The following is a 17,554-nucleotide window of genomic DNA, read 5'->3' as shown; positions in this document are numbered from 1 at the left end:
CTAATCTCGGTGTGACGCCTGCGCGATCCTCGTCGCGAGCGCGTCGCGGGTGAGGGCGGTCAGTACCGCGGCACCGAGGGGTCCACGTCCTGCGACCACGCGTCGATCCCGCCCTGGAGGTTGTAGAGGTTCCGGAAACCCCTCGCGAGGTAGTGCTCGGCGGCCGCCTGGCTGCGCCCGCCGTGGTGGCAGTGGAAGACGATCCGCGCGTCCTTGGCGAGCGTCTCCAGGTGTTGCTGGCCTTCCTGGTCGAGGTGGCGTGCCCCCTCGATCTTCGCGATCTTGCGCTCCTGCTCGGTCCGGACGTCGAAGAGCTCGAGCGCCTCGCCGCCGTCGCGCATCGCCTTGAGCGCGGCGGGCGAGAGCTGCTTGACCTTCGGCGCGTCGTTCGGGCTCTCCAGCTTGAAGCCGCCGCCGGAGGCGCCCTCGACGAAGTCGATCGACAGCCCCTCGGCGCGCCGCGCGCTCGCCTTGTCGAGCAGGAACACCATCCCGCCGGCCTCGACCTCGACGTCGCCTGCCTGCCGCGGGCCGAAGTAGAGGCCGTAGGTGTGCGAGGGGTCGATCTCGATGTGAACGAAGTCGGCGTCGGACTCCCGCGCGGACGCGAAGGCGGTGATCGCCGCCTGGGTCACGCGGATGGAGGGCGGCGCCTGCGGCTCGCCCTGCGCGAGCCCGAGCGCCTTCACCAGCTCCCCTGTCGCGTGCAGCTCCTTCACGATGTCGCAGCCGCCGACGAACTCGCCGCGGATGTAGAGCTGCGGGATCGTGGGCCAGCTCGAGAACTCCTTGATGCCGTCGCGCAGCGCGGGATCCGAGAGGACGTCCACCGTTTGGTACGCGGGCAGGTGCTCGTCGAGCATGCTCACCACCGTGGCGGAGAAGCCGCACTGAGGCATCGTCCGCGTCCCCTTCATGAACAGGACGACGTCGTTCTCGCGGATGATGGTGGTGATCCTGGCCCGCATGGGCTCGCTGAGGCTCATGTGCTTGCTCTCCGTCCGCGGCCGTGGCGGCGCGATCGACGCCCGCGCGCTTCCGCGGGCCTCTCGCTAGCATGAGCTCTGCACGGTAGCGAGACCCTGCGGGCGGCCTCGCCCGCGTCTGCCGAGGGCGGCGGCGCGCGAACCGCGGCGCGGCCGCGCCCGACGGAGGACGCGCGCGATCCGCGGCGCGGACGCGTCCAGGCACGCCCGCGTCCAGGCATGCCCGCGTCCGGCGCGCTCAGCGGCCGAGCAGGAGCCCCACGACCGCCGCGATCGCGGCGAGGGTCGCGAGGACGGCCGGCGTGCTGAGCTGCGCGCCGAGCCCGCGCAGGCGCCCGCCGCCCGGCGTCGAGGAGCGCGCGAGCGCGTCCGACGGGGGTGGCGTGACGCGGAGCACGCCAGGCGACGCCGCGTCGCTTTCGCGGAGCTCGACGAAGAGCTGGTCGAGCGGGGCGTGCTCGCCGAAGGGGCGCACCAGGCGGAGCGTCACGCCGCCGGTGAGATCCGGGGGCAGCCGGAGCCGCAGCGTCCTCGCGGCGACCTCGGCCGGGGCGCGGTGGGCGCCGCTCCGGTCGCAGCTGTCGCAGCCGCCGCCGTCGCAGCGGGCGCAGGCGACGAGGGCTGGCACGGTGATCTCGATGTCCGCGCGATCGCACGCCCACGCCGCCGGCACCGCGATCGCGAGGCGCCCCCGCGCGCCGTCCGAGGCGTCGAGCCCTTCACGATCGATCAGCTGCCCGAGCTCGGCTCTGCCCATGGACCTTGTGTGCCGCAGCCGGGCCCCGGCGCCAAGCGCCGGCGGCGGGCGGGGCCTGCCGGGAGGGTAGGGGGCGGGCGGCGCCTTCGCTGCGCCGCCGGTGACAGCAGCGGGCAGCGAAGGCGCGGCGCGCGGGTCAGTTCCCGAGGTCGACGACCTCGAGCCCGTGGTGCCTGAGCGAGCAGAGCGCGCGGTCGCCGTCGAGCGTCACCCGGTAGATATACGAGGAGAGCTCGCCCTTCGTCTCGTACGTCAGCTCGTCGAGGTCGGACGCGTCGAGGACCGCGAGCGAGGGCGGGCTGTCGCTGGACACGAGGAGGCGCGTACCGTCCGCGAGGACCGGCGAGGCGTTGTTGAGCTCCGGGACCTGCTTCGTCACGAGCTCGATGCTGCCTTCCTCGAGCCCGCTGGCCACGGCGATGCCGTACGGGGACTGGCCGTTCGGCACGGCGTAGTTCACGTAGGTGTGCATGAACACGCGGTCGTTGCCCACGAGCACCTGCCAGATACCGGTGTCGTCGTCGATCGGGCTCTCGTCGCGGAGGCGCGCGGTCTCGCTGCCGACGTCGAGGAGCTTGAGCGCGCGGCGCATCCCTCGGCAGATCCCGGGTCCCTCCCAGTTCTCCTGGTCGAACGGCTGGAAGCCGGTGTTCTGCGCGAACTCGCTGTAACACGCCGGAGTGTTCAGCACCTCGAACTCGACGATTTCGTAATCGATCGTGAGCGCGCGGCGGTCCGCGCCGTTGAAGGCGAGCAGCGAGCCCGGCACGTTGACCGGCGTCAGCACGACCGGCGAGGACGGGTCGGACACGTCGATGCGGTCGAGGTAGAAGCGCGCCCTGGAGGGGTCCTGCGGCAGCGGCACCCAGTGCGACGTCAGCACGGTGGTGCCGTCGATCTGCAGGCCCGTGTAGCCAGCGCCGGAGGGCAGCGCCACCGAGCGGTGCACCGGGTTCGACGGGTTGGAGAGGTCGACGACCTCGAGCGTCGCCTCCGCGGGCGCCAGCTGCTCGGCGCCGCCGTCGTCGTAGTAGTAGTACTCCTCGCTGGCGTTGCGGAGCACAAGGGTGCTCCCTGCCTGCACCACGGAGTCGCCCGTCGGGATGACGGCGCCGGAGTACCCGCCCCAGTAGAGCGCGTGGCTGCTGAACGGCAGCTCGCGCTGGCTCGCGATCCGGGGAGATTCGGGGTCCCTGAGATCGATGACGGCGAGGTGCGTCTTGGTCCAGTCCGCGTGCGAGGGCCAGAGCAGGGTCGCGTATTGCCCGTGCGCGAAGAGGCGCGCGTTGGCGACGCCGGATCCGTAGCATTCAGCATTCGACGCGGAGGTCAGCGCCTCGAGGTCGAGCTTCCCGATCGGCTCGGTGCGGCCTGGATCCGCGGCCGACACGACCTCGAGCTGCGGGCCGCTCGTCCACCAGTCCGCGCTCATGCGGACCACGAGATCGCCGGTGGCGACCGCGTTGCTGACGATCGTCGCGAGGCTGAGGTCGGTGACCTCGACCGGGGCGCCGCGGTCGTCGATGTTGAACGTCCCGACCTCCTGATCGGAGACGGCGAAGAGCCGCTCGTCGTGGACGAAGGCGCGTCGCGCCTGGCCGCGCGCGGGGGCGGAGCCGCGCTTCGTGAGCGTGTCGGTCGTGAAGTCGATGAGCTGGATGCCGCTCTGGTACGAGCCGCAGCCCTTGTCGTCGTTGACCTCGAAGCCGCTGTAGGGCACGAGGATCGTGCCGAGGTCGTCCAGGATGGTGAAGGCCTTGTGGATCCGGTCCTGGTCCTCGGCGAAGCTCCCCCACGAGCCGCCGAAGTGGATGCGCTCCAGCATCGTCGGGGTCGTGAGATCCGAGACGTCGAAGAGCGAGACGTGGAGCGAGCCCTCGTCGGAGGCGTTGTCGAACCCGAGGGCGAGCAGCCGGTCGCCGCGCGGCTCCATGTGATAGACCCAGCCGGGCATCTCGAGCTCGCCGAGCTGGGCGGGGTGCGCCGGGTCGCTGAGGTCGATGGTGAACAGCGGGTCGGTCTGCTCTGCCGTGATGGCGTAGGCGCGGTCGCCGTCGAAGCGGACGGAGCGCAGCGACTCGGGCCGGGGCAGGATGAGCTCGGTGTAGCCGAGGGGCGTGAGCTCCTGCGAGGACGCGACGGTGAAGGTCTGGACGCCTGGAAGTGCCGCGTTGTTCCACCACGTGCCGGGCTGGCTGACGACGCGGAGGACGCCCTCGTGCTCATCCATTTGCCAGCGGCTCTGGATCTGGCCGACGGCCTCGACGCTCGTGCCCTCGACGAGGTCGCCGCCGGGGTCGGAAATATCGATGACCTGGATGGTGGAGTGTCCCTCGTCGTCGCCGTTCCACTCGATGCCCGCGACATACATGCGGTCCTGGGTGACGGTCACGCTGCGGCGCCACCCGTAGCCGTAGGGGTCGTCGTCTTTGTAGCTCAGCTTGTCGACAACGCTGATCTCGGCCGGGTCGCCGACGGCCAGGGAGGTGACGGTGGTGTTCGGCGAGCTTCCGCACCCCCAGCAATGGTTGTTCTCGAAGGTGACGGCATAGAGCACGTCGCCGACGATGCGCGAGTCGGAGAGGGTGCCCGGCAGGTCGAACGAGCCGATCAGCCGGATATCCGACGGGTCGGAGACGTCGAGCGCCTCGATGCGGCTCGACTCCTCATAGGTGTACTCGCCGGTGTCCGCGTCGTAGAGGTACTGCGTCCACGACGAGAACATCGCGTAGACGATGCCGTCGCGCAGGTACATCTCGAAGGGCATTCCGGTCGCCCGGTAGCGCCCGAGCAGGCTCAGCCGGTCGCGCCGCGAGATGTCGATGACGCTGAGCCCCGCGTATTGCGAGAGCGCGTAGAGCTTGCCGTCCTTGACCTGGATGATGTCGGCCTCGGTGATCGCGCGCTCCGGGTCGTCGCCCGCTCCTTCGTTCGGCGCCCCGGTGCTGTTTCCGGAGCCCGTACTACCGGCGGCGATGGCGTTGCCGCCGTCCTCGGCCCCTCTGCCGTCGTTCCCCCTCGGATTGCCGGAGATGAAGTCGGTCGGAGCGTCATCCGGCGAAGGCCCGGACGCGCCTCCCATGCTGCAGCCGGCGAGTCCGGCCGATGCCGCTGCCGTCGCGAGGACGAGCCAGCCGGCGTAAATTCTAGACAGGAAGGTCATGGTTCACCTCGTCCACGAAGACACAGGGCGTCATGGCTGCGCCGGTGGGTGTTGCGCTATCCGCGTCCCGTGCACGGCGCAGTTAGCAAGCCTCAGGCCAGGCAGAAGGCCGCAAAAATGCCCGGATTTCGACGGTGCACGTTGGACCTGTGCCAGAGTGTGCAGCCCCGTGGGCAGCCGCGGCTGGGGTTCGCCCGCAAAGCGTGCGCCTCGTCGCCGCCGGTGCGCCGTGATCCCGGCTGAGCTCTCATGACCTGGAGGGCGGATCGCGCCCCTTGTGGGACGCGGCTCGTCACGGCGGGAGATCGCGTTCACGCTTCGAGGACGCGCCGGCCCGTTTCGGTGACGCGGCCATCTAATCCTGGCGCCGGCGGCTGCCGGGTGGCAGGGTCGATCACTTGATAGGAGGCTTGATTATGGATCTGTTCAGCAAGCGTCATCGGCTCGTCGTTGCGATGCTTCTTCTCTTCGTCCCCCTGCTCACCGGCGCCAAGGGCAAGGGCTGTCAGGGCCCGGTCGAGGGCGGCGGAGCTGGGCCTGGGGGCGGCGGGTCTGCGGGCGGCCCGCCTGGGTCCTGCGTGGTGACCGGCTGCAGCAGCCAGGTCTGCGCGGACGAGGACGTGGTCACCGACTGCGCGTACCGCGAGGAGTACGCGTGTTACGCCGAGCACAGCGTGTGCGAGCGGGGCGCGTCGGGCGCGTGCGGCTGGCGGGCGACGCCGGAGCTCGAGGCGTGCCTCGGGGGCGGCGAGCCTGCCCCGTGCGTGGTGACCGGCTGCAGCGGTCAGGTCTGCGCCGACGCCGAGGACGAGGTGGTCACCACGTGCGAGTGGCGCGAGGAGTACGCGTGTTACGCGGATCACGGCGTATGCGAGCGGGGCGCGTCGGGCGCGTGCGGCTGGCGGGCGACGCCGGAGCTCGATGCGTGCCTCGGGGGCGGCGAGCCTGCCCCGTGCGTGGTGACCGGCTGCAGCGGTCAGGTCTGCGCCGACGTCGAGGACGAGGTGGTCACCACGTGCGAGTGGCGCGAGGAGTACGCGTGTTACGCGGATCACGGCGTGTGCGAGCGGGGCGCGTCGGGCGCGTGCGGCTGGCGGGCGACGCCGGAGCTCGATGCGTGCCTCGGGGGCGGCGAGCCTGCCCCGTGCGTGGTGACGGGTTGCAGCGGCCAGGTCTGCGCGGACGAGGACGTCGCCACAACGTGTGAGTTCCGCGAGGAGTACGCGTGTTACCCGAAGCACGGCGAGTGCGAGCGGGGCGAGTCGGGCGCGTGCGGCTGGCGGGCGACGCCGGAGCTCGAGGCGTGCATCGAGGCGGCTTCCGGGTGACAGGACGCCGGCCAGCGGGCGCTGAACCCGGAGCAGCGGTGATGCGTGCACCTCGGACGCACGACGTCTTCGACCCGATCGAGCTCCCCTGAATTCGTCGCCACCACGCGCCCGAGCGGCCCGTCCGAGAACGGTCGATTGCGCAATCCACCTGTTGCAAGGCCTTCTTCGCTGTTGCCAATCATGCAGCGTATCGTCGGCTCGTTGAGCGAATTCGGTCTGAACAAAAGCCCTACTCGCTCACGAGCCGCAGACCCACCGGCAGCCCCTCTCCGAAGAACGCCGCGCGCTCGGCCTCCTCGACGGCCACGACCTCGCGCACCGCCCTGACCCACGCCTCGGGCGCGCCCGCCTTGACGAGCCGCCGCTCCACCTCGCCGCGGATCCGGTCCGAGACGTCGCGCGCCCGGTCGCCGGTCCTGCGCGCGAGCTGCACCGCGGCCGGCGCGGCGGACGGCAGCTCCTGCCACTTCTCGCGCATCAGGTGGTCGAGCCACCGCTCGGCCGCCGCCGGCGACACAACATGGTGAACGCTCGCGTAGGCCGGGACGCGCGCCCCGATGCGGCCGATCGCCGCCCAGAGCCGCGCGTCGCGGTCGGTCCACGTGCGCTCCAGGATCCAGGCGCCGAGCTCGCTCCGCTGCCCGGCGGGCACGCGCTCGAGCGACGCGCAGAGCTCGAGCAGATCGTCGAGCGCCTCCGGCTTCACGCCCTTCGGCTTCTTCAGCCGCTGCTCGGCCGGGGCCAGGAACGGATCCGCGAGATCCCGGATCGCGACCTGCAGCGGCTCGTCGAGGCCGCCCGCGATGCGGCGCCACGCGATCCAGAACTGCTGCCAGGAGCGCGCCTCCTGCGGGAACGCGAGCCGCTCGGCGAAGAGCGGCGCGAGCGCGGCGACGCGCGCCGGATCGCCCGCGTCGCCGAAGCCCGGGCGCAGGCAGTAGCCGGCGAGCGACCAGAACACGCGCTCGTGGTCGGCCGAGCGCCGCCGCGAGCGCGCGCTCGGCGCGAGGGTATCGAACAGCGCCCGCGCGGTCTCGGTCGTCCAGGTGGCGCGCTCGCCGAGGACGCGCTCCAGCTCGCGGACGAGGTTCTTCACCTCCCGCGGCGCGACGTCGGGCCGCCCCTTGCCGAACACCCGCTCGATCGCCTCCCGCGCCTCCTCGAGGCGCCTCCCGCCCTGCGTCGCCGCGGCGGGAGGCCTCGCCTGCGCCCGCTCCGGGGCGGCCCCCTCGGCCTCGGCAGCGCGCGCGCCGCGGCCGTCCTCGCGCAGCTGGAACGCCAGCCGGAAGCGGCGCGGCGCCGGGACGCCCACCTCGACGCAGGCGAGATCCAGCGTGCCGATCGCGGTGAGCTCTCCCTCGATCTGGACGCGCACCTCCGCCTGCTTGCCCGCCGCGGCGCGCGCCGCGTCCCCGGCGTCGAACGCCACGGCGACCGGCGGCAGGGCCTCGAACCGGTCCTCCTCGAGGGGGACGAGGTCGCCCGCGCGATCGGCGCGCGCGTCGTCCGACGCGAACAGGTCGAACCGGACGGGGCGGCCCACGGCGAGCGCGAAGGTCCGTCCGGCCGCCGCGTGCACGCTGCCCTCCTTCGCGCCGCGCGGCACCACGCAGACCGCGGGCCGCGGCCCCCCGCCGGCGGGCGGCTCCAGGCCGACGTAGTAGCCGCGCGCCGCGCCCCCCTCGATGCGCACGCCGCGGCCCGCGAGCGCGAGGCCGTACGCGACCGCGCCCCGCGCCACCGCGAGGTCGGGGTCGGCGTGCGGGAGCACGTCGAGCCGCGGGCCGCCCCAGCGCTCGATGACCTGCGCGAGGCGCTCCGCGACGCGGCGCGCGCGGAAGACGCCGCCGTTCAGGAGCAGCGCGGTCGGCCCCCGCGCGTCGGGGGCGTGGCGCGCGAAGAACCAGGCCACGTGCCGGGTGATCGCCGCGTCCCGCTCGTAGGGCAGGCCGAACGCGACGAGCCCGCTCCGCCCGCGCTGCGGCCGGGCGTCGCGCGGCGCCTCCGGGAAGAAGCCGTCCAGCACGATCCCCTCGACCTCCTCGCGGCCGAGGCGCGTCGTCAGCGCCCCGCCCACGAGCCGCGCGCCGTGCGAGAGCACGGTGACCGGCGCCTCGTCCGGCGGGGCGGGCGCGTCGCGGCTGCCGGCCGAGGCGCCGCCGTTGGCCGAGGCGCCGCCGTCGGACGAGGCGCCGCCGTTGGCCGAGGCGCCGCCGAGCAGGCGCTCCTTGGCGGCGCGGCAGGCGAGCACGAGCTGCCCGAAGCGCGCCGGGTCGAGCTTCTCCCCCGTGCCGCCGACGAGGCGCGGCTCGCAGAGGTGGGCGAGCGCGAGGTCCATGTTGTCGCCGCCGAGCAAGAGGTGGTGGCCGACGGCGACGCGCGAGACCTCGACCGGGCGGCCCTCGGCGGCGCGTGCGACCCGGATGAGCGACAGATCGGTGGTGCCGCCGCCGACGTCGCAGACGAGGACCGTCGCGTCGCCGCCCGAGCGGGCGAGCAGCGCGTCGAGGCCCTCCGCGCCTGCGAGCCGCATGAAGTCGTAGAACGCGGCCTGCGGCTCCTCGAGGAGCCGCGCCGAGAGGCCGGCGCTGCGGGCCGCCTCGACGGTGAGCTCGCGCGCGACCTGATCGAACGAGGCCGGCACCGTGAGCACGACCTCCTGCGCCGCGAGCGGGCGATCCGGGAAGGCGTCGTCCCAGGTGCGCCGCACGTGGGCGAGGAGCCGGGCGCTCGCGTCGAGCGGCGAGACGCGCGGCAGGGAGGCCGCGTCCTCGGGCGCGCCCCACGGCAGGATGGGCGCGGTGCGGTCGACGGTGGGGTGGCAGAGCCAGCTCTTCGCCGAGGCGATGAGCCGGCCGGGGACCTCGCCGCCGCGCCGGCGCGCGTGCTCGCCGATCGCGAAGGGCGCGTCGCCGAACGGGTCGGCCGGCGCCTCGCCGGGGAGGGGCGCGTAGAGCAGGGATGGCAGCAGCGGGCGCGCCTCGACCTCGGTGGCGGTCACGAGCTGCGGGATGGAGAAGACGCGGATCGCGCCCGGCCCGGCGTCGCGCTCGGCCCATGCCACGACGGTGTGGGTGGTGCCGAGGTCGATTCCGACGATCAGGCTCGGGTTGTTCGCGGGGGCGGACATGCGTGCGCGCAGCAACGATACTGGATCGCCGCCGCGCCTTCCGCAGGTCCGGCGCGCGGCCGCGTCGGCTCGCGCCCGCGGCGGGGCGTCGGCGGGCCGCCGCCGGCGCTTCTTCCGGGCGATGCCCCGTGCTAGAGGCGCGAAATGCGAGCGAACCGAGCGATCTGGCTTGTGGTCATGGGCGTCCTTGCGGCGGGGTGCGGGTCGGCGAACGCCGAGATGTCGCTGGCGGCGAGCGCCACGCCGCCGCCTCCGCCTCCGCCGGCGCCCGTCCAGCCGGCGGCCTCTGCCGAGGCGGTCATCGAGGGGGATCGCATCAAGATCGCCCGGCCGATCTTCTACGACCTCGACAAGGACGAGATCCGGCCCGAGTCGTTCTCGGTCCTCGACGCGGTGGCGCACATCCTGAGGACGCACCCGGAGATCACCGCGCTGACGGTCGAGGGGCACACGGACAACCAGGGGACGGCGGAGCACAACATCCAGCTGTCCGAGCGCCGCGCGAACGCCGTGGTCCGCTACCTCGTCCAGCGCGGCGTCACGACGCCGATGACGGCGCCGGGGTACGGCGCCGCCGCGCCCGTCTGCTTCACGAACGACGAGGGCTGTCGCGCCATGAACCGACGCGTGGAGTTCCGTATCAAGACGAGGTGACCGCGGGGCATGTCGCGCGATCGTGGTTAACCCATCACGGGAATACGCGCGCTACGTGCGACGCGCCGGTCCGAACAACTCATTGCATTGCGTGGTGGGTCATGGCGAGCGCTCGTCGTCGTCCTCTGGGGATCGCTTGTCTCGTCCTTTCGTGTTTCGCGTGGGTGGCGCCGCGCGCTGCGGGTGAACACGCGCGCCCCCAGCCGCGGAGAAGCTCTATGTAAAATTCTCCCCGCATCGCAATTCTGCGTTATCTGCCGCACACCGGCGGTGCGGTGGAAAGCCCCCGGAGCGCCGCATTCCGCCCGGAAAACCGCCGCCGGACGCCGCCGCAGGCCCCGTTGACAACCGGAGGCGCGGGGATCTAGAGTGGCGGCCCTCTGAGCTTGCTCGGAGGCCCCAAGCCCAACACTCATCGGCACCGACCCGGGGCAGCTCTGCCGCCGGGTTTTTTTCTGTCGCTGATGGGGAAGAAGCCCTCCGCTTTCGACCCAGCTTTCGACTCCACCGAATCCACGGAGACCGCGCGTCCATGAGCAATCAGTACGGCCACTTCGACGACGAGAGCCGCGAGTACGTGATCACCCGGCCCGACACGCCGCTGCCCTGGCTCAACTACCTGGGTTCGGACGAGATGTTCGGCCTCTGCACCAACACGGCTGGCGGCTACACGTTCTGGAAGGACGCCAAGCTGCGCCGGCTCACCCGGTATCGTTACAACAACGTGCCCATGGACGTCGGCGGGCGCTACCTCTACGTGAACGACGGCGGGGTCGTGTGGAGCCCCATGTGGAAGCCGGTCAAGACGGCCCTCGATCGCTACGAGTGCCGCCACGGCCTGGGATACACGAAGATCACGGGCGAGAAGAACGGCGTCGAGGTGGAGGTGCTCTTCTTCATCGTCCCCGGCGAGAACGTCGAGATCTGGCGCACCCGGGTCACGAACAAGAGCGGCGCGAAGAAGGATATCCAGCTCTTCTCCTTCCAGGAGTTCTGCTTCTTCGAGGCGCTCAACGACATGACGAACTACCAGCGCACCTACTCCATCGGCGAGGTGGAGATCGAGGGGAGCGCCATCTACCACAAGACCGAGCTCCGCGAGCGCCGCTCCCATTACACGCTCTTCGGCTGCACGCGGGCCGTCGACGGGTTCGACACGAGCCGCGACGCCTTCTGCGGCAGCGTCCACCACGGCCTCCACGAGGCCCAGGTGCCGGCCAGGGGCAAGGCCACGAACTCCAAGGCGTTCGGCTGGAACCCGATCGGCAGCCACCAGGTGAGCCTCTCGCTCGCGCCCGGCGCGAGCGAGACCCTGAGCTTCGTGCTCTCGTACGTGGACCAGGGGGACCTGCCCAAGTTCAAGGCGCCCTTCGTCATGAACAAGCAGAAGGGCAAGGAGATCCTGGCCAAGTACTCGGCGCCCGGCGCCGTGGACGGCGCGTTCGCTCAGCTGAAGGACGACTGGGCCGGGCTGCTCTCGAACTTCCAGGCCGACTGCCCGGACGAGCACGCGCGGCGCATGCTCAACACCTGGAATCAGTACCAGTGCATGGCGACCTTCAACCTCTCTCGGTCGGCCAGCATGTACGAGACCGGCATCGGCCGGGGCATGGGCTTCCGCGACTCGAACCAGGATCTCCTGGGCTTCGTGCACCTCATCCCCGAGCGCGCCCGCCAGCGCATCCTCGACATCGCCGCCACCCAGCTCAGCGACGGCACCTGCTACCACCAGTACCAGCCGCTGACGAAGAAGGGGAACGCCGACATCGGCGGCGACTTCTACGACGATCACCTGTGGCTCATCCTCTCCACGTGCGCGTACATCAAGGAGACCGGCGACAAGGCCATCCTCAAGGAGGCTGTGGGCTACGCCGACAAGCAGGGCTCCAAGGAGGACCTCCTGCACCACCTGGAGACGTCCATCGCGTACACGATGAAGAAGCGCGGCCCGCACGGCCTGCCGCTGATCGGTCACGCGGACTGGAACGACTGCCTCAACCTGAACTGTTTCAGCACCGAGCCCAACGAGAGCTTCCAGACCGCGGGCGACGTGAAGGACTCGAAGGCTGAGTCCGTGATGATCGCAGGCCTCTTCCTCTACGCCAGCCGCGAGATGGCCGCCCTGTACGACTGGATGGGCCAGCGGCCCGACGCGGAGCGCATGCGCGGCCAGTACGCGGAGATGCTGGCCGTGGTCGAGAAGGAGGCCTGGGACGGCGAGTGGTACCGCCGCGCCTATGACGCCGAGAGCCGGCCGGTCGGGACCCACGAGAACGAGGAGGGCAAGATCTTCATCGAGAGCCAGGGCTGGTGCGTGCTGGGCGGCGCCGGCGCGGACAACGGCCGCGCCAGGCAGGCGCTGGAGAGCGTGCACAAGCACCTCTACACGAAGAACGGCATCGTGCTGCAGCAGCCCGCGTACTCGACCTACCACCTCGAGCTCGGGGAGGTCACCTCGTACCCGCCGGGCGTGAAGGAGAACGCCGGCATCTTCTGCCACAACAACACCTGGATCCACCTGGGCTGGTGTCTGCTGGGCGAAGGGGAGCGCGCGCTGGAGTACTATCTCTCCATCTGCCCCTCGGCCAAGGAGAGCCAGATCGAGACCTACCGGGCCGAGCCCTACGTCTACGCGCAGATGATCGCGGGCAAGGACGCCCCGGTCTTCGGTGAAGCGAAGAATGCCTGGCTCACCGGCACCGCGGCCTGGACCTTCGTGTCCGTCAGCCAGGGGATCCTGGGCGTGCAGCCCCAGTACGACGGCCTGAAGCTCGATCCCTGCGTGCCCAAGGCCTGGAAGAGCTTCTCCATCTCCCGCCGCTTCCGCGGCGCCACCTACGAGATCAGCGTCAAGAACTCGGGGGTGTGCAAGGGCGTGAAGAAGCTCATCGTGGACGGCAAGACCGTCGCGGGCAACGTGATCCCCCTGGCCCAGGCCGGCACGACGGTGCGCGTCGAAGTCGAGATGGGCTGAAGGGCCTTACCGGAGCGCGCCGCGCGCTGGCCGCGGCGCGATCCATCCAAGGCTCATCGCAAAGGCTCATCGCAAAGGCTCGCCGACAGGGCCTGATCGCCCCGAGGCAGGGCGACCCACCTCCCGCTCAACATGACCCGCTTCACGCGGCGCATCGCGCGGATGTCCGCCAGCGGGTCGCCCTCGACCAGGACGAGGTCGGCGACCTTGCCCGGCTCGAGGCTGCCGAGCCGGTCGTCGGCGCCGAAGAACCTGGCGCTCTCCAGCGTGCCGGCGACGAGGACCTCCATGGGCGAGAGGCGGCTCTCGACGAGCAGCTCCATCGCGCGCTGGTAGGCCCATCCGCGCTCGGCGCCGGAGCCCCGCGACCCGCGTGGGGCCGTATCGCCCTCCCCCAGCGCGCGCGAACGCAGGGCGAGGCCCGATTCCGCGAGCGTGCGCGCCTCTGGCGTCGCACCTCTGATCATAGCATGTCCGGGCCGCTGGGCCGTTATCACGAGCGCTTTCCAACTTCCACCTTCAAGTCGAAGGCGCGCCCCGGGCGATGTCCGCCTCCATCTCCAGATTCGCTCGATGCATCGAGACGCGCCGACGTCGCGGGCACCGCCGTGCGCGCCGATGGCCTGTCCGGGCTCCGTCGCGCGGTGTTCCGTGGAGCACAAGGAGGCTCGGAACTCGCGACTTGCTGGATTCGGCGCGACACCCGGGTGCCGTCGCGGGGCGCCGAGCGCGCGTGAGCCGCGGGCACCCTGGCTGCGGCTCACGCGCGCTCGGCGCGCGACGGCGATTACGGCGCTGTACGGCGCGGCGCCGGAGTCAGGCGATTCCTGAGCCGTTCCGGCGCTGCCTGGCTGGTCCGAGGAGCGCATGCCATGGTGTCTTGCTCGCCTGGACCGGGCGGAGCGCGGGCAGTCGGTGCTGTGCGCTGCATCGAAGATAGTTGAGCGTCACAGCGAGTGTGGAGTAGTGTGCCACCGCTGGCGCGCGGGATATGCCGCGACCGGCAGGTCCCGCTGGGACCGGCTGACGAAGCGATTTTCGAAGACTTGCGCTCATTCAAGCGCGCTGGAGGACATCATGCGTAGAATTCATCTTGTTAGCGTTGGCTCGATGGCTCTCATCCTAGGGGCGACCGGGTTTTCCGCGGGGTGCGGGGACGACGGCGACACGGGGTCGGGCGGCGGGACCACCGCGAGCAGCACGACAAGCACGTCCGGGACGACCGGCACGGGCGGTGAGGGCGGCGAGGGTGGAGCCGGCGAGGGTGGAGCCGGCGGCGAGGGTGGCAGCGGCGTGGCGTGCGCGTCCTGCGCGGCGCCCCTGCTCCTCGGGGCCGACCCGGACGATCTGTGCGCCTCCTCGAAGGAAAAGTACGACGCCGTCACGGCGTGTCTCTGTGCGGAGTGTGGCGCAGCCGAGGGGGATGCCTGCTATGACTCGTGCGATCCGGAAACGGACGTGGCGCCGAACGAGGCGTGCACCACGTGCGGGCAAACGGCGGCCGCCGTTGGCGGCGCGTGCGAGGCAGAGGGCATCGCGTGCATCGAGGACAGGGGCGAGTGATCTCGACGCGCTGAAGGCTCGGGGATCTGCCCGGCCGACCTCCGGCGATTCGCGCCGCGGCCGCAGGCTGGACGCCTGCCTCCCCTGCGCCGCGTTGTCGCGTCGCTGAGCGCGGTCTACGGGGCGGTGATCTCGAAGCGCGTGACCCGGTTTGCGAAGATGTCCTCGAGCTCCAGCGTGGGTGCCTGGAGGTCGATCGTGAGCGTGTGCGAGAGCACGCGTTGATTCCGGTCGTACATCGGGCAGACACGCAGCTTGTGCACGCTGCGCTCGACCGGGCGATCGTAGGTATATTTCGTCGTGTGGACGACACGGAGCTTGCGAGTCGTCCGGGTCATATCGTGTCCTCGGTGGGCTCTCCTCGACCCGGGCGCCCGGGTCCTCGCCCGCCCGTCACGTCTCGGCGCGCACCGACAGCTCGACCCGCCAGCGCTCGTTCGGCTTCTGCGCCTCGCGGGGGATCGCCTCCAGGAGCAGCGTCCCCACCTCGGTGACCGAGGCGCGCAGCTGCACCGGCACCATGTCGCCCTCGCGGCGGCCCTCGGTGGGCAGGGTGACCTCGATCGGGGAGAGCTCCTCGAGCTCGCCGGGCTTCCAGGCCTCGAGCTCGGTCCCGGCCTGGTCGTCCCGGCGCACCGACGAGCTGAAGAAGCGGAAGCGCACCGGCTCGCCGACCACCACGCCGAACTCCTGCGGCGGCAGCGTCGCCTCGGTGCCCTCCTCCATGCCGAACGGCGCGAGGCAGAGCGCCGTGATCGGCGGCTCCAGGCCGGGCACCGCGGGCACGGCCCCCTCGATGCCCACGTAGTAGGCCCGCGCCGTCCCGCCGCGGATCCTGAGCCCCCGGCCGCGCCGCGCCAGGCCGTAGGCGGCGGCGCCGCGCGCGACCGCGAGATCCAGGTCCTCGGTCGGGAGCACCCGCGGCCGGGGCGCGCCGTCCTCCTCGAGCCAGGCGCCGAGCGTCGCGAGCAGCCGCTCGCGCAGGGCCGCGCTCTTCATGACGCCCCCGTTGAAGAGCACCGCCGTCGGGTGCAGGAGGAGCGGCGCGCGGCCGGTCTCGGCGCCCTCCGCTCCCCTCGGGACGAAGCCCTCCAGCTTCGATGTCGCGCCGGCCTGCCGCCCCAGGAACGCGGCGAGGTGGCGGGTGATCGCCGGGTCCTGCGCGTACGGCAGGCCGAGCTGCGTCAGGCCGGCGCGCGCCCGGGTCGTGGGGCGCGCGGAGGACGGGACCTCGGGGAAGAACCCGTCCACGAGCGTGCGCGTGATCTCGTCGCGCGTGAGCTCCGTCCGGATCGACGCCCCGAGCAGCTTCGAGCCGCGGCCGGCGATCACGATCGGCGCCTCGGTGATCGACGGATCGCCGAGCAGCCGCTCCTTCGCGACGCGCGCCGCGTGGGTGAGCGACGTCATCTGCCAGCGGTCGAGCTCCTTGCCCTCGGCCGCGAGCTTGGCCTTCACGACGTGCGCGAGCGCGAGGTCCATGTTGTCGCCGCCGAGCAGGATGTGATCGCCGACCGCCACGCGGACGAGCTCGAGCGAGCCCTCGCGCGGGACCGCGGCGATCGCGGAGAAGTCGGTGGTCCCGCCGCCGACGTCGACGACGAGCAGCACGTCGCCCGGCTCGAGGTGCTTGCGCCACGCCTCGCCGGCCGCGTCGATCCAGGCGTACACGGCCGCCTGCGGCTCCTCGAGCAGCGTCAGGTCCTCGAACCCCGCGGCGCTCGCCGCCTCGACGGTGAGCTCGCGCGCGGCGGCGTCGAACGACGCGGGCACGGTGATCACGAGCTCCTGCTTCGCGAGGGCGAGCTCGGGATCGTCCTTCGCGAACTGGTGGTCCCACGCCTCGGTGAGGTGCTCGAGGTACCGCCACGACGCCTCGACCGGCGAGATCTTCTCGATGTCCTCGGGCGCGCCGATCGGCAGCGTCGGTCCGCGCCGGTCGATGCCCGGGTGGCACAGCCAGCTCTTCGCGCTGGAGATGAGGCGCGCCGGCGCGTCGGCCCCGCGGGCGCGGGCGTGCTCGCCGACCGCGAAGCGCCGCTCGGCGTCCCACGGCAGCGCCTGGAAGCCCTCGCTCTCGTGGGGGATGTACATGAAGGAGGGCAGGAGCGGCCGCGGCTCGAGCGTGCCCTGCGCCACGAGCTGCGGCACGGCCATCACCTCGGGCGACGGCGCGAGCCGCGGGTCGGCGCCGTCCTCGGGGAGGCGCGCGTAGGAGAGCGCGCAGTGGGTGGTGCCGAGGTCGATGCCGATGAGGTAACGCGCGCTCACAGCTCGACCTCCGCGGGGGCGAGGATCGTGGCGTCGTGGCCGGCGACCGGCGTCGGCAGCGACAGCTCGTCGGCGCGCCAGCCCCGGTGGCGCAGCACCCCTCTGTACGGCGCGCTCCCGGACACGTTGCCGATGAGCTTGATCTCGGACGGGTTGTAGCCGGACTCCAGCGTCACCTTCGCCCCCTCCTCCTCGCGCCGCACGGGCGCGAGCTTCGCATGGCTGCGCAGCGCCTTGCGGCAGCCCTCATGGACCATCCTCGCCGCCACCCCGACGTCCGCGTCGCCGAAGGAGGCGATGTCCTGCTCGAGGAAGTCGACGAGCCGCCCTTCGCGCTGGAGCAGCGAGAGCAGCTGGAGCGCCGAGCTCACGCCGGGCGCCGCCGCGGGCGCGGGCTTGGGCGCCGGCTCGCTCTCCACGGCTTCGGGCGCGGGCGCCGCGCCGTCTGCTCGAGCTCGCTCGAGCTTCTGCGGCTCGGCTCGCCCGGCTGGCGGCAGGGCGGCGGCCGCCTCGCGCGCCTGCCAGGCCCGCGCGGCGAACCGAGGATCGAACAGCACGCGGAAGAAGCACGCGAACGCGAACCAGAGCCGCGTGGACCAGGGGAGCGGGGGATCGTGGAGATCGGCCACGGCGAGAGCCTAACGCCGGGGGTCGCGATCGGCACAGAGACCGGCGCGCCGGGCAGGGGAGCGGAGGCCCGGCGCCGCCGTCCAGGCCAACGCCGC

At 71.9% G+C, this 17,554-nt stretch carries 12 protein-coding genes; 4 read left to right on the top strand and 8 right to left on the bottom strand.

What is annotated here, in order from left to right:
• Positions 1-59: 59 nt before the first annotated feature.
• The 3 genes from grxD to WMF17_RS33535 all read right to left on the bottom strand — a co-directional run bounded on the left by grxD (position 60) and on the right by WMF17_RS33535 (position 4,906).
• Positions 60-986 (bottom strand): Grx4 family monothiol glutaredoxin, encoded by a 927-nt coding sequence (gene grxD, locus WMF17_RS33545; RefSeq protein ID WP_437645093.1) that lies wholly within the window; start codon positions 984-986, stop codon positions 60-62.
• A 238-nt stretch (positions 987-1,224) separates the two neighbouring features.
• Positions 1,225-1,743 carry a hypothetical protein gene (locus tag WMF17_RS33540; protein ID WP_437645091.1) on the bottom strand — a complete coding sequence of 173 codons (519 nt, stop codon included), beginning with the start codon at positions 1,741-1,743 and terminating at the stop codon, positions 1,225-1,227.
• Between the two features lie 136 nt (positions 1,744-1,879).
• Entirely contained in the window at positions 1,880-4,906 is a 3,027-nt protein-coding gene (locus WMF17_RS33535) for a beta-propeller domain-containing protein (RefSeq protein WP_437645089.1), read from the bottom strand.
• 416 nt (positions 4,907-5,322) lie between these two features.
• Here WMF17_RS33535 and WMF17_RS33530 point away from each other — a divergent pair, with 416 nt between their 5' ends.
• On the top strand, positions 5,323-6,234 hold the full coding sequence (locus WMF17_RS33530) for a hypothetical protein (RefSeq protein ID WP_437645088.1): 912 nt from the start codon (positions 5,323-5,325) through the stop codon (positions 6,232-6,234).
• Positions 6,235-6,466: 232 nt separating this feature from the next.
• Here the strand turns inward: WMF17_RS33530 and WMF17_RS33525 are convergent, their stop codons facing one another.
• Complete coding sequence (locus WMF17_RS33525) at positions 6,467-9,367, bottom strand: Hsp70 family protein (RefSeq protein ID WP_437645086.1); 2,901 nt, start codon at positions 9,365-9,367, stop codon at positions 6,467-6,469.
• A gap of 144 nt (positions 9,368-9,511) precedes the next feature.
• Here WMF17_RS33525 and WMF17_RS33520 point away from each other — a divergent pair, with 144 nt between their 5' ends.
• A complete protein-coding gene (locus WMF17_RS33520) occupies positions 9,512-10,021 on the top strand; it encodes an OmpA family protein (RefSeq protein ID WP_437645084.1) in 510 nt (169 codons plus the stop codon).
• Between the two features lie 532 nt (positions 10,022-10,553).
• On the top strand, positions 10,554-12,995 hold the full coding sequence (locus WMF17_RS33515; RefSeq protein ID WP_437645082.1) for a GH36-type glycosyl hydrolase domain-containing protein: 2,442 nt from the start codon (positions 10,554-10,556) through the stop codon (positions 12,993-12,995).
• A gap of 53 nt (positions 12,996-13,048) precedes the next feature.
• On the opposite strand, the gene WMF17_RS33510 is transcribed toward WMF17_RS33515, so the two are convergent.
• Positions 13,049-13,318, bottom strand: coding sequence for an amidohydrolase family protein (locus WMF17_RS33510; RefSeq protein WP_437645080.1), 270 nt, complete (start codon positions 13,316-13,318; stop codon positions 13,049-13,051).
• Between the two features lie 787 nt (positions 13,319-14,105).
• Between WMF17_RS33510 and WMF17_RS33505 the strand changes: the two genes are divergently transcribed.
• Positions 14,106-14,558 (top strand): hypothetical protein, encoded by a 453-nt coding sequence (locus tag WMF17_RS33505; protein WP_437597302.1) that lies wholly within the window; start codon positions 14,106-14,108, stop codon positions 14,556-14,558.
• 116 nt (positions 14,559-14,674) lie between these two features.
• Here the strand turns inward: WMF17_RS33505 and WMF17_RS33500 are convergent, their stop codons facing one another.
• From WMF17_RS33500 to WMF17_RS33490, 3 genes are read right to left on the bottom strand one after another with little or no spacing between them, the layout of a single operon-like run.
• A complete protein-coding gene (locus WMF17_RS33500) occupies positions 14,675-14,896 on the bottom strand; it encodes a transglutaminase N-terminal domain-containing protein (RefSeq protein ID WP_437645078.1) in 222 nt (73 codons plus the stop codon).
• 55 nt (positions 14,897-14,951) lie between these two features.
• On the bottom strand, positions 14,952-16,829 hold the full coding sequence (locus tag WMF17_RS33495; protein ID WP_437645076.1) for an Hsp70 family protein: 1,878 nt from the start codon (positions 16,827-16,829) through the stop codon (positions 14,952-14,954).
• Positions 16,826-17,458, bottom strand: a complete 633-nt coding sequence (locus WMF17_RS33490) for a DUF2760 domain-containing protein (protein WP_437645074.1) — start codon at positions 17,456-17,458, stop codon at positions 16,826-16,828. Before WMF17_RS33490 ends, WMF17_RS33495 begins: the two co-directional genes overlap by 4 nt.
• Positions 17,459-17,554 lie beyond the last annotated feature (96 nt).

Origin of the sequence: Sorangium sp. So ce362 (genome assembly GCF_051519845.1) — a bacterium.
GTDB lineage: Bacteria > Myxococcota_A > Polyangia > Polyangiales > Polyangiaceae > Sorangium.
The sequence above is the reverse complement of the archived record's forward strand: the minus strand, read 5'-3'. Positions and strand labels throughout refer to the sequence as shown.

What these genes read in the sequence shown, in the direction of transcription:
- WMF17_RS33500 (WP_437645078.1), bottom strand. Translation starts at nt 14,896, where the DNA reads ATGACCCGGACGACTCGCAAGCTCCGTGTCGTCCACACGACGAAATAT.
- WMF17_RS33510 (WP_437645080.1), bottom strand. Translation starts at nt 13,318, where the DNA reads ATGGAGCTGCTCGTCGAGAGCCGCCTCTCGCCCATGGAGGTCCTCGTC.
- WMF17_RS33520 (WP_437645084.1), top strand. Translation starts at nt 9,512, where the DNA reads ATGCGAGCGAACCGAGCGATCTGGCTTGTGGTCATGGGCGTCCTTGCG.
- WMF17_RS33505 (WP_437597302.1), top strand. Translation starts at nt 14,106, where the DNA reads ATGGCTCTCATCCTAGGGGCGACCGGGTTTTCCGCGGGGTGCGGGGAC.
- grxD (WP_437645093.1), bottom strand. Translation starts at nt 986, where the DNA reads ATGAGCCTCAGCGAGCCCATGCGGGCCAGGATCACCACCATCATCCGC.
- WMF17_RS33540 (WP_437645091.1), bottom strand. Translation starts at nt 1,743, where the DNA reads ATGGGCAGAGCCGAGCTCGGGCAGCTGATCGATCGTGAAGGGCTCGAC.
- WMF17_RS33535 (WP_437645089.1), bottom strand. Translation starts at nt 4,906, where the DNA reads ATGACCTTCCTGTCTAGAATTTACGCCGGCTGGCTCGTCCTCGCGACG.
- WMF17_RS33515 (WP_437645082.1), top strand. Translation starts at nt 10,554, where the DNA reads ATGAGCAATCAGTACGGCCACTTCGACGACGAGAGCCGCGAGTACGTG.
- WMF17_RS33525 (WP_437645086.1), bottom strand. Translation starts at nt 9,367, where the DNA reads ATGTCCGCCCCCGCGAACAACCCGAGCCTGATCGTCGGAATCGACCTC.
- WMF17_RS33530 (WP_437645088.1), top strand. Translation starts at nt 5,323, where the DNA reads ATGGATCTGTTCAGCAAGCGTCATCGGCTCGTCGTTGCGATGCTTCTT.